This window comes from Alicyclobacillus sp. SP_1, assembly GCF_024706985.1.
Taxonomy (GTDB): Bacteria; Bacillota; Bacilli; order Alicyclobacillales; family Alicyclobacillaceae; genus Alicyclobacillus_I.
Map to the genome: position 1 here is coordinate 1 of NZ_JAMCCX010000045.1, position 10,564 is coordinate 10,564.

At 49.2% G+C, this 10,564-nt stretch carries 14 protein-coding genes and 1 pseudogene; 9 read left to right on the forward strand and 6 right to left on the reverse strand.

Features of this window, described 5'->3' with window-relative positions; translation table 11 throughout:
* Positions 1-511: 511 nt before the first annotated feature.
* A complete protein-coding gene (istA, locus tag M4I36_RS11670; protein ID WP_258111921.1) occupies positions 512-1,315 on the reverse strand; it encodes an IS21 family transposase in 804 nt (267 codons plus the stop codon).
* 493 nt (positions 1,316-1,808) lie between these two features.
* Here istA and M4I36_RS11675 point away from each other — a divergent pair, with 493 nt between their 5' ends.
* The 7 genes from M4I36_RS11675 (at position 1,809) to M4I36_RS11700 (ending at position 5,501) form a co-directional block, all read left to right on the forward strand.
* Positions 1,809-2,468 (forward strand): HAD family hydrolase, encoded by a 660-nt coding sequence (locus tag M4I36_RS11675; protein ID WP_258111922.1) that lies wholly within the window; start codon positions 1,809-1,811, stop codon positions 2,466-2,468.
* Between the two features lie 9 nt (positions 2,469-2,477).
* Complete coding sequence (locus tag M4I36_RS16905; protein ID WP_374986126.1) at positions 2,478-2,783, forward strand: NUDIX domain-containing protein; 306 nt, start codon at positions 2,478-2,480, stop codon at positions 2,781-2,783.
* Between the two features lie 135 nt (positions 2,784-2,918).
* Positions 2,919-3,512, forward strand: a complete 594-nt coding sequence (locus M4I36_RS11680; RefSeq protein WP_258111923.1) for a histidine phosphatase family protein — start codon at positions 2,919-2,921, stop codon at positions 3,510-3,512.
* 202 nt (positions 3,513-3,714) lie between these two features.
* Complete coding sequence (locus M4I36_RS11685; protein ID WP_258111924.1) at positions 3,715-3,888, forward strand: thioredoxin domain-containing protein; 174 nt, start codon at positions 3,715-3,717, stop codon at positions 3,886-3,888.
* Positions 3,889-4,065: 177 nt separating this feature from the next.
* Complete coding sequence (locus M4I36_RS11690; RefSeq protein WP_258111925.1) at positions 4,066-4,758, forward strand: AbiV family abortive infection protein; 693 nt, start codon at positions 4,066-4,068, stop codon at positions 4,756-4,758.
* A 175-nt stretch (positions 4,759-4,933) separates the two neighbouring features.
* Entirely contained in the window at positions 4,934-5,212 is a 279-nt protein-coding gene (locus tag M4I36_RS11695) for a hypothetical protein (protein WP_258111926.1), read from the forward strand.
* Positions 5,205-5,501, forward strand: coding sequence for a type II toxin-antitoxin system RelE family toxin (locus tag M4I36_RS11700; RefSeq protein WP_258111927.1), 297 nt, complete (start codon positions 5,205-5,207; stop codon positions 5,499-5,501). The genes M4I36_RS11695 and M4I36_RS11700 overlap by 8 nt, the downstream gene beginning before the upstream one ends.
* A 56-nt stretch (positions 5,502-5,557) precedes the next feature.
* On the opposite strand, the gene M4I36_RS11705 is transcribed toward M4I36_RS11700, so the two are convergent.
* Positions 5,558-5,836: a hypothetical protein gene (locus tag M4I36_RS11705; RefSeq protein ID WP_258111928.1), complete on the reverse strand. Its 279-nt coding sequence runs from the start codon at positions 5,834-5,836 to the stop codon at positions 5,558-5,560.
* Between the two features lie 123 nt (positions 5,837-5,959).
* Entirely contained in the window at positions 5,960-7,027 is a 1,068-nt protein-coding gene (locus M4I36_RS11710; protein WP_258111929.1) for a recombinase family protein, read from the reverse strand.
* Positions 7,028-7,712: 685 nt separating this feature from the next.
* Here M4I36_RS11710 and M4I36_RS11715 point away from each other — a divergent pair.
* Entirely contained in the window at positions 7,713-8,165 is a 453-nt protein-coding gene (locus tag M4I36_RS11715; RefSeq protein WP_258111930.1) for a hypothetical protein, read from the forward strand.
* 251 nt (positions 8,166-8,416) lie between these two features.
* Here M4I36_RS11715 and M4I36_RS11720 read toward each other — a convergent pair whose 3' ends face one another.
* Both M4I36_RS11720 and M4I36_RS11725 read right to left on the reverse strand, forming a co-directional pair.
* Entirely contained in the window at positions 8,417-8,563 is a 147-nt protein-coding gene (locus M4I36_RS11720) for a hypothetical protein (RefSeq protein ID WP_258111931.1), read from the reverse strand.
* A 74-nt stretch (positions 8,564-8,637) separates the two neighbouring features.
* Positions 8,638-8,802 (reverse strand): class I SAM-dependent methyltransferase, encoded by a 165-nt coding sequence (locus M4I36_RS11725; RefSeq protein ID WP_258111932.1) that lies wholly within the window; start codon positions 8,800-8,802, stop codon positions 8,638-8,640.
* Positions 8,803-9,048: 246 nt separating this feature from the next.
* Here M4I36_RS11725 and M4I36_RS11730 point away from each other — a divergent pair, with 246 nt between their 5' ends.
* On the forward strand, positions 9,049-9,516 hold the full coding sequence (locus M4I36_RS11730; protein ID WP_258111933.1) for a DUF5680 domain-containing protein: 468 nt from the start codon (positions 9,049-9,051) through the stop codon (positions 9,514-9,516).
* Between the two features lie 90 nt (positions 9,517-9,606).
* Here the strand turns inward: M4I36_RS11730 and M4I36_RS11735 are convergent.
* Positions 9,607-10,305, reverse strand: a pseudogene (locus tag M4I36_RS11735) (IS6 family transposase).
* Positions 10,306-10,564: the final 259 nt, after the last annotated feature.

The window sequence follows — 10,564 nt, forward strand, 5'->3', positions numbered from 1 at the left end:
CGAATGTTCCCCGCTAGAACTCCTAGCGGGGATAACTCTCGTTATCACCAATTCTCCCATGACGCAGGCCTCAATGCAGGGTGTGCAAAGTTTTACGTTCACGCGGTTACCGAGTGCCCACCGGCATCCGCGAGTATGTAACTGAGCGTTTTCCAACCGTAACCGTTGATTGGGCCGCCATTAATAAAGCGATGGCGGATGGACCCCGCTACGAAGGACCAATTACGGAAGAACAATTAAACTATTTGGAGGTGGAGAACCGCTTACGTGACTGGGCAGATTCAGTTAAATCCTATCCCGGGGAGTCACGACTGTTACTTGCAGCCGCAAACCTATTGAGCAGTTGGCGAAGCCGTAGACGTACGATTTGAAAGGCGCTCCGCAAACCCCTTAATTACATTCAAACCATATACACCCAATTTTCACCCCCTCGGGGGTGAGACAAAGACACAAAGGTAACAAGCAAGAAACTTCCTAAAAAGGGAGCTAAGCAGCTAAAGATGGCTCACTTTCAAACAGACCGCAGTGGCTCACTTTGATCTTGACAAAAACACCAATTCCTGCGCCCATATCCAACTTTATTTTCGACGTTGCCTTTTTCATTTCCACTGGCTGGATTGCAAAAGATCGGTTCAAATCGGTAGTGCGAACAAAACTTTGTAAATGTCTCTGTGAGTGTACGCTGTCCCTCTTTGCCAACAGACACAACGGCGGCAGATAGATTGTCGAACCAGATGCGACGAGGCACGCCACCAGCTTCTTTGAAACAATGCTTTAAGGCTTCTAGAAAGCATTCAGTATTCTCACTTGGTACCGGATAAACAAAAGCAGCGTTGCTGTACGGGAAGGACAAGGTGAGCACTTTGCGTTCTAGGTATTGCCCATCACGGACGACCTGGTGTGTTCCGAAGTCAGCCTGTGCTTCACCGCCAATGTGTTCTAAACGCTCGTAGCTTGGTGCATTTTCCAGTTTCATTTGTTCTTTACGGTATTGAACGTAACTGAGGACCGTGCGTAAACTCCCTGTATAGCCATGCTCGTCTTTTAAACGAGAACAGATGCGAGTTCCCGTCTGTCGCTGCTTTCGAGGGAGGCTACCATCTTCCGTGAGCCAAGTGTCGATAATCTCCGTACACTCGCCAAGTATTAGAAAACGTCGCTCATGCACCTCGAATCCTTTATTCCAGTTTTCACGGTCGGCATACTTTTTAGCTGTTCTCCAGTTCACTTTCGTCTGCTTAGCAATTTCTTGGATAGAACAACCATCCATTTGTCTGAGAAAATGGATATACTGTTGTTGTGGCACTTTCAACATCCCTCTCACATCTCCCTTTTTATCCTTCGACAGATACAAGGGTAGAGTAGTAGTTGGGTGTTGGCTAGTGCCCTTTTTATGCAATTGCAAGCATCTGCACTTTTACGCTGCAAAACTCTGCACTTCTATTCTGCAATAAACAGACGTGGGATGGAGATAACGCCACCTTGCGAAGCTCACGGGACAATGTAGCCGTGTTCGACAGGGGAATTCGGTCCGGAGTTAGGTTACAGATGCATGGTGAACGAAAGTGAACCCCTAATAAACCGCGTTACGCAAAGCAAGCGACATCCCCTGATACGCTTGGGCCAAAAGGCAAGTAGTCGGAATGATGGAATGAACGGTGCGGAACTTGAGTTCATAACAACGGGTGCTGCTCTCCAAGAAGGATTTACTCCCGTCCGTGCATAAATATATAGCAAGGGATTTTTTGGGTTATGTCGTTCTTGGGCAGGATAACGCAATAAGCCACAGTACATGGGGAGCTTGAAGATTGACACCTTACTCGACAATTTTGTTTGACTTGGACGGGACGCTAACCGACCCAAAGGTCGGAATTACAAAGTCAGTTCAATACGCACTATCGAAGCTCGGCATACATGAACCAGACCTTGATAAATTAACGTGCTTCATTGGTCCACCACTGAGACTTATGTTCCAGCAGGCATATCACTTTTCCGCTTCGGACATACAACGAGCTGTAGACCATTATAGGGAGTATTTTAAGACGGATGGAATGTACGAAAACGTTTTGTACAGCGGGATTCCAAGGTTGCTTGAAATGTTAAAGCGAGAGTTCGTGAATTTAGTAGTAGCCACATCAAAACCTACAGTGTTTGCCAAGCAGATACTTCACCACTTCGATATTGAGCAGTACTTCGATCATGTTGTGGGGAGTAACCTCGACGGTACAAGATCAGCCAAGGCGGAGATAATTGAGTGTGCCATGAGTCTGTACCCTGACTTAGCTACGACTGGTTTTGTAATGATTGGAGATCGTGAACATGACATCATTGGAGCCAACGGCAATGACATTGATTCAATAGGTGTTTTGTATGGTTATGGAACACGGGAAGAATTCAATCAAGCCAAAGCTACATACGTAGTGGACTCGGTGGAAGATTTGTGCAAATTGTTATCTCGTTCGATTTGATATCGCACTATTGGGGGCGAAACTCCTGAAGACACCGCATTGCGAGAGGTAAAAGAAGAAACCGGGTACGAGTGTGAAATCGTTGGGAGAGTGCCGGGGGAGTTTGAATCAGACACTTGCATAACCAAGTATTTTTTGATGACACCAACCGGTAAAGTGACAGACTTTGCTCATGAAACTGAAGAAGTACGATGGGTGAACAGAGACGATGCGTTTGACATGATAAAACTTACAAAGACGCCTAGAGGAAGACTTTGGGATACTGGTGCTCTAACCAAGGCGATTGAAGTGTGGAAGTCCTTGCACATTGGCTGAGTGTTTTCATACGATTTGACGGGGGCAAAGGTGCAGTAGCCGGCGAGAGTTGTGGAGGTGTATGGTTATAGGGCGCGACCGGAAGTGTCGGAGTCGCGGGATCGGGCGAAAGAACCGCAAGAGGTGGGAGTGAAAATGGCTACGATCTATTTCGTTCGACATGGCATAAAAGAAAGAACAATCGGCGATGTTCCATTGTCAAAAGAGGGGATTGTACAAGCTGGGCTGACCGCTACCTTTTTTGCGAGCAAGCCCATAAAGCACGTGTATGCCAGCCCGTTGAGACGGGCAACAGAAACGGCAAGCTTTATTGGTTCAAGGCTGGGACTTCCGGTGGTCGTGGACATGAGGCTAAGAGAGAGAGCAAATTGGGGAGATCTACCTGGGCAGACTTTTGAAGAGTTCGTTGGGATGTGGGATCAATGCTCTCAAGATCGGCAATATGTGCCTCCTGTCGGTGACTCAGCTCAACAGGCTGGGGAACGCTTGGAGATCTTCGTCCGGGATGTCAGCAGTGTGAATCCAAGTGACGACGTTATTGCGGTGACGCACGGCGGGTTAATTACCGACTTCCTTATGAGCGTGATTCCGCTGGACGAGTTGAGGCAGTGGCACCCCAAATTTGAAGACGTTCATACGCAACTTGTACCAGAATGCTCAGTAACGCAAATTGAGTACTTCGCAGGTGAGTTCAGTGTGATTCATTTTGCTGACACCGACCACTTGTGAGGATTATCCGTTATTCAGTTTAAGGGCGCGAAAACGCAAGATCGACCGCCCCTGAAAAATGAATGAATATGCGGAAATGCGTCTGAAAACATCCCGGTCTGTAAATCATAGCACGCGCGACATGCGGGTGCCCGTATTAATACTTTCCGCCGTCTGGGTGTATACTAACGGAAAAACCATCCAGAAAGGATGAATTTCCGTTATGAGCACAGACAACGGTCAACACAAACACTCCAACTGCCTCATCCATGAAAAGTCGCCCTATCTGCTCCAACACGCCCACAACCCGGTCGACTGGTACCCCTGGGGTCCGGAAGCATTCCAAAAAGCAGCCCGCGAAAGCAAGGCGGTATTTCTCTCCATCGGCTATTCGTAGCCCTGCGGGGCTACGAATAGCACTATACGCTGAAAGTGGAGTACTTGGTCAACATGTCACTGGTAGCGGATCCATAAACGAATCCAGCGTAGGAAAATAGAGATACAAAGCATATGGATTCAGGAAATCAGCAAAATCGGTTGGCTGTTTCTCTGTTCAACGGGGGTATTCACTATAATGAAGAAACAAACGCTTTCTCCTCAAGACGCATACGAGTTAATTCCTTTGGCCGTGGAGAACGCAATGGAGTTCATCTCAGCTGGGGAGCTTCTTGCTAAGAATCGGTTATACAGTAAGGCCTTTATTATGACCTCCTTTGCAGTAGAAGAACTCGGGAAAGTGGATCAATTACAGGCCATTTCAGTCGGTGGGAATGCGGATGTATATAGCCACGATCACAAAAATAAGGCTTTCTCGTTGCGGGAATTTATAACATTTATGACCGTTAAATATAATGATGTATTCTCACCTCTGATGGAACGTGTGAATAACAATCTGACCGCGGGCGAACTTGTTGACTTATTTTCTGAATTCAAAAATCAACATCCGGAAATTGAAGCGGAAGTTCAAAAGTTTATGACTGCTTCTGATATCGACAATCTCCATTCCAGGTGGATAAAAGTGAGGTTTAAATTGCTATATACGAATCCGGGCGAAAAAGATGGAATATATGAAAAATGGGAAAATGCCAAGGAGGAATTTGAAATGGCGCGCTTAGTTGAGGATGGCAGTGTGTTTGAATATTTAAAAATTCTTGTTGAGGTGGTGAAAGCTTCAAATCCTGCAATGAACAATATTTCGTTTTCTCTTTTCAGGGAAATTACGGATCCAATGTTGAACGAATTTAAGCGGCTTTTGGCCGACGGTTAGGGAACAACAACCTTTGGATTCGATGCGATCACCTGCGTCTCCTGGGAATCGCTTTGCTGATCATGGGCTGTTCACAATGTACGCGTTGGTTATATAGTAATAAATTCCAACACTTTAATGTGCTCTTGTTTCAATTCTCTTGAGGTATACTCAAGTCAAAGGGTGGTGTTTGCTGATGAAGCACATGACTGTGGACGAACTCTACGATAAATTGAAAGGAAAAACTCATGTGGAGTGGACAGATCTCGTTCAACTGATTGAAGACGAATTCCAAGTTAGCTTGGTGGTGGAAAAGAGCCCAGATGATGATGACATCGTCGCAATCGCCGGGGATCCAGATATCTTACGACAAATTCGAATGAGCCAACAAGACCGGGAGAATGGACGCGTTTTCGGGCAGGAGGACGGGCTGAAGTACCTGCGGGAAAGAATTCAGGGTGCCGAACGTGGATAAATCGTACCAAGTCACTTGGTCCAAGACGGGTATTGATGAATTGGCGGGGATACTCGCATATCCAACGAATGTGAAAGAGCGGATTTTGGATGACTCTTTTCATCGACTCTCGCATTCTCCGACCCTGACGGCCAAACAGATCAGAAGTGGTCCTCTGGAAGGATATTGGGTACGGCACGGGCTCTATCAAGTCATGTTGATATTTCGCGTGGACGAGCAGTGCCTTTCAGTCCATATTGACGGTATCAAGCATAAAGCCCAGGATGTTTACTGGAAGCGTGGACAATGATAAGTGATAAAGTGGACAACAGCGTGCAACCGCTTATGTCGTAGCGGATTCGATGCTTATTTAAATTTCACCTGACTATCAATTTCATCCCCGTTTCGCGTATATTCGATCCGTTCAACTATCAGCTTCATAAGTCGGTTCCGCTCTTTCACGTCGATGGTGGTGGTCCACGAGGTTTTGATTTCGTGTATCAACTGCAGTCGTTCAGCGTGGGTGAGGGGTGAGCACCCGTCCAAACTCTCCTTCAGTTGCTCGTACTCGTTCTCCTTTCTCACAATCAGATCCTTCAGGCGTTCCAGCCGCGTTTTGTATTCCGCCTTTGTCACATCGCCCATGACGAACAGGTCCTTGAGCCGATTCACCCCGTCGCGCAGCGATTCGAGTTCCCGCTCATTAGTGTGAAGCAGATGCTCCGTTGGGAAGTCCGATTCGTTGACTTCGACCGGCGTTTTCAGGAATTACGCCTCGTGTTCGCGTAAACTCTCCATGACCGCCTTTTCCACGTGTTCGAGTTCGACTCCGCGATTGTCACAACAATTCCCGAAGGCATCTGTCTTCTGGCACTTCTTCACGAGTGTGCGACCGTTCGGTTTCGGTTGGAACTGCAGGGAGTAGCCGCATTTAGCACAATAGAGCAAGCCAGAGAGCAGGTATGTGCCGCGACGTGCGTGCTTGGGCTGAATCCGACGACTTTCCAGCAGGGTGACGATTTCTGCATGTTCCTCCGGGGTCTTGACGGCAGGGTGGGCATTTTCGACGACAATCCAGTTTTCCCGCGCGATCACTTTGAACGGCGCTGTTTTGCGTTTCTTGTGCAGTCCGCCGCTCGTTTTGCCGTAGACGACGCGACCGAGATGCACTTCGTTCAGGATGAGTCGGTACAGCACACTTTCAGACCACAGTTTTCCTTTCGGTGACGGGATGCCCTGGCGGTTGAGGTCCCAGCAGACGCCGCTACACGTGGCACCGCTCAAAATCCGGTGCTTCATGAAGTTGTAGACATCCAGTTTCTCGGGATCTACGTCCAGACTGTGGGCCTCTGAGTGACACACGTACGGGAAGAGGGCAGGGCCGTTCGTCCAGTGACCGAGTCTTGCCCCGATTTTCTTGCCGCGCTGGAACCGCTTCTTAATCATCTGATATTCGTAGCGAGCGAAGACGCCTTCAATGTCGGTGATCAGTTCCTGATCCTCATCGTTCAAATCGTAGACGCGTTGAGGCGTGACAACGAGGGTGTTCGATTGCTGGAGGATTTTCTCGACCCGTGCGCGGTCTTCCTTGTCTCCGCGACTGAGCCGATCATAGTCCATGACCACGACCGCGTCATAGAAATCATTCTCGATGTCTTTCAGCAGCCGCCTGAACTCGGGACGGAAATCGATGCTGTCGGAACTGCCAATCTCCCGGTAAATCACATAGCGCCAGTTGTTCTTGCGAACGAGATCGGTGAGCGCGGTTTCGTGTTTGAGAAGGACATCTTCTTCGCCGCCAGTGTCGTCCCAGCTTTTGCGCAGATAGACGGCCACTTCATAGATTTTCCTTTGCTCCATGCCGTGTCACCTCGTTTGTCAGGTTATCGTTCCGGATATTCAGCTTGGCTCTGGGTTGCAGATGAAGTCAACGGCAGGGTATGAACGGGGGGGCGGCGGCTGCCGGGTCGACTATGCGACGTTGTGGTGAAAGCCCTTGACGTGGTGTGAACCGATCACGCTTGCGCCACGGCGCGCCCATGTTAGCCTGTGTGCGGCGACTAGAGCCGTGGCCGATAGTGGGACCGCTTCCCGCCATGTAACTCGCACGCGGGAACGTGTGGCGAAGGCAGATCCAGGTCGTCACTGCATCATCCATCCGTTGACATGGGGGCGGGGAAAGGCAAGCTGCATCGGTGGTGCCCAATCCTGCTCTCGGTTGGTTCAGCGACGGGTACATCGCATCTGGACGATCGCGCGATGGTGTACAGAGCGGATCGGTGGTCAACATGGTGTATCGGTAGAGGGCTAGCAGCCTCTCGTGATATGACGAGGGGCCAACACAGACTTCCTTCGTTCCGGGGGCGGCGGATGTGGACATATGTCCCGAAGGCGGACGGCTGTCACGGCGCGCCCCGCGCGGGATGTCGCGCCTCACTCGATTCATTCGCGATGCGTAAGACTATGCGAAAGGCTGTGCCCAACCCTGTGCGGAACCCTCTGTGGATCAATTGGGAGGAGATTGGCTTTACGGACTGTTGCGACGGGAGCACATGGCCAGAATCTAGTCATCGACCGGAGTTCGACGCCGCGCGGGCGGCTACAAGTCCTGCGCGACTGGAATCCCTGCACCCCGTATATGCAGCACACGTCCCGCCACATCGCGCCCATGTTGGCCCGTGTGCGGCGATCCGCGGCGCTGGCGACGGTAGGCAGATTTCCTCTATTCGATGCGAACATGGGGCGGCAACGCAAACTTGAGTGGGCAATGCACCTACTGATAACAGAATTTGACTTGATGGCGGGTGGGAACGAGAGGTACAGTCGGACAAACGTTTCCGGGAGTGGATTGCCATTGTGTCAAATTGCGAAGAAACTATTGGCCGAAAAACTGATCGACGACTTCTACGACCAATACGCTCGGGATAGGGAACAGGTCCTGCACACGCAGCAAGACTTGGCTGACCGACTCTAGGCGTTCTTGCCGACCGACCATCATGAAGTGCTGTACCGATGGGAAGCGGAGTTTGCCGAGACCTGTGGTCACGAATTGCGGCAGTTTGCTGATTTCGTTGCGGGCATTTTGATGGACACTCATTCCCATGCAGAAGACGATGCGGGATACGACAGGTAAAAAATGGACTGCAACCTAAGGAGCCTGTTATCGTTTGACGGTGTTCACCATAAGTGCAGGCGATGGTTTTACCCAAATTATACGATTAAACTTCACTCAAGTGTTTTGTCCAAAAACGAGGGGTTGACCCGGTGATGCCCGAGGTAGTAGTGGGCGGTCATCAGTTGATTCCAATGGTCATTTTCATGAGGATAAATAGGGCGAACTTTCAATTGTCGCAGGTCGACGGTGGACTCCATTGTTCGTTCCTCGCACATCGTTTCTTATAAAGTACACGATGTTACGAAAGAAAGCCAGCGAAATTCGCTAGCTCTTACTCCGTTTCTGCTCTAATGAACTTTGACGCAGCCCTGGCCGCCCATCGCTCCGCCTTGTCTAATCCTGGACGGGAAATATCCACTTCTGACGGCAACATGCTGTGCTTTGCAAAGTGGATGGCGTCTTTACCGTCTCCGCACCCAAGGTCAATCACATTCATCCCGCTCGTACCACGAAGGCTGATGATTTCAATTACACTACGGCAGAGTGATTTTGGATCCGTCCCCAGTAATAACCGTCGTCAGCATACACTTCATCATACGAATTCAAACAACCGTCTCCTCCTGTATCCGAAATAACTTCTGCGAGTTTGATATACTAAATGTTACACAAGATCTCACCAGATTGCAGACTCTTATCAGCCGTCCATAGTCATCACATGCCTGCCTGTAGGAGCGAGTTATGTATGCATGATTCTATTCGTGATTTTCTGGTCGCCGCCAAAAAGAGTACCTATGCTTTCCAGGGAGACGACGCTAGCGTCACCCCCCTCCTCCGAGGCTCTCGCCAACTTGAATTCCGGGATGGTTCATTACTCTATCGGGACGTATATTTCGGAACCGCATTCTTTGTTGGCCTAGAAACCGTATACCTGAATGAGCAGCCACATTGGTCGATGTGCTATTCCGGAGGCGTGGATCAATCCCGTGTGGTGCCGGATGATATACGCAACATATATGCATTTCTTCGGGAGGCTCTTCGACAGGTGTCAAAGGAGCACATTTTTCGTGGTCCATCGGAGTACATCGATGGCAAATACACCTATCACAACATAGTTCACGGCGGATTCGAAGAGTTCCATGGATGTGAGTACATTAGGAGCGGCAGCGACAAAGTGTATACCCTGCAATACAGCGGTGGAACTTTGCGCTAGAGACTTACCTTTAGGTATTCGGGAGGAACTTCATGGGTTCTGGTGCAAAGATTGCGAGCAGCGTAGACTGGCCCGTTTGCGATCCATTGATTAGACGGATGTTCCAAACAGGTCATCTATGAACGACACATTGGAACAAGCAGGCATGCGCTGCATTTCAACCTGCTTCTTTTGTAGCATATGCATAGCCTCTATCCCAGCAAGTGTCTTTTCGGCAGTCACGAATGACTTGAACCCAAGCATGGGTTTCGTAATCCTTTGGATAGATCGATGGTCTTGTTCAACGAGGTTGTTCAGGCATTTTATCTGCCGGATGATGGTGTCCTGTTGAATCTCCGCTTCATCCTTTCATTGCTGGAGTGCTGGTGGATACGCAGGGTTTTTCTCAACGGTAATCACGCGCGGTGATGGATTGTGCGCAGAAGCCAACGCCTTTTTAAAGACCCGCTTTGCAGCAGAAATATCGCGACTTTCAGATAGCATGAAGTCCATCGTTTGGCCTTGTGAATCCACCGCCCGATAAAGATACTTCCATGGCCCTTTGACTTTGATGTAGGTTTCATCGACTCGGTATGAATCCGTCGTTGGCTTCAGGAAACGGCGCACGCGCTTGTCTAACTCAGGACCATATGGATGTACCCAGCGCATGATGGTGGTATGAGCAACATAAACGCCTCTCTCCTCAAGCAATTCAACGGTGTCACGATAACTCAAGCTCTATCGCAAATACCACCGAACAGCCATCAGGAACATGTAACCTTCGAAGTGCTTCCATTTGAATGCGTTCATAAATGCCGACCTCATCTCAACGATTGATACAATGACTGTAGCACTCAACTGGTTTTTGCACCAGAACCAATAATTGCGTGAAAATGCATTGAGTCCGGAACCGTCCTTCTTGCAGAATAGAAGCAGTTATGGTCAAGTAATTGTGGTTTAAAAAAGGAGAGAAATGAATGACTTCTATTGAACCCGGATTTCGACGGTTTTTGCTTGATGGAGTCTCGTTAGGTTTCCAATGAATATTTTGGAATTATAGTCTCCGATC

Excerpts from the sequence above, each read along its gene's own strand:
- M4I36_RS11685 (WP_258111924.1), top strand. The coding sequence starts at position 3,715 with ATGAGCACAGACAACGGTCAACACAAACACTCCAACTGCCTCATCCAT.
- M4I36_RS11695 (WP_258111926.1), top strand. The coding sequence starts at position 4,934 with ATGAAGCACATGACTGTGGACGAACTCTACGATAAATTGAAAGGAAAA.
- M4I36_RS11725 (WP_258111932.1), bottom strand. The coding sequence starts at position 8,802 with ATGAATGTGATTGACCTTGGGTGCGGAGACGGTAAAGACGCCATCCAC.
- M4I36_RS11730 (WP_258111933.1), top strand. The coding sequence starts at position 9,049 with ATGCATGATTCTATTCGTGATTTTCTGGTCGCCGCCAAAAAGAGTACC.
- M4I36_RS11705 (WP_258111928.1), bottom strand. The coding sequence starts at position 5,836 with ATGGGCGATGTGACAAAGGCGGAATACAAAACGCGGCTGGAACGCCTG.
- M4I36_RS11690 (WP_258111925.1), top strand. The coding sequence starts at position 4,066 with ATGAAGAAACAAACGCTTTCTCCTCAAGACGCATACGAGTTAATTCCT.
- istA (WP_258111921.1), bottom strand. The coding sequence starts at position 1,315 with ATGTTGAAAGTGCCACAACAACAGTATATCCATTTTCTCAGACAAATG.
- M4I36_RS11720 (WP_258111931.1), bottom strand. The coding sequence starts at position 8,563 with ATGGAGTCCACCGTCGACCTGCGACAATTGAAAGTTCGCCCTATTTAT.
- M4I36_RS11680 (WP_258111923.1), top strand. The coding sequence starts at position 2,919 with ATGGCTACGATCTATTTCGTTCGACATGGCATAAAAGAAAGAACAATC.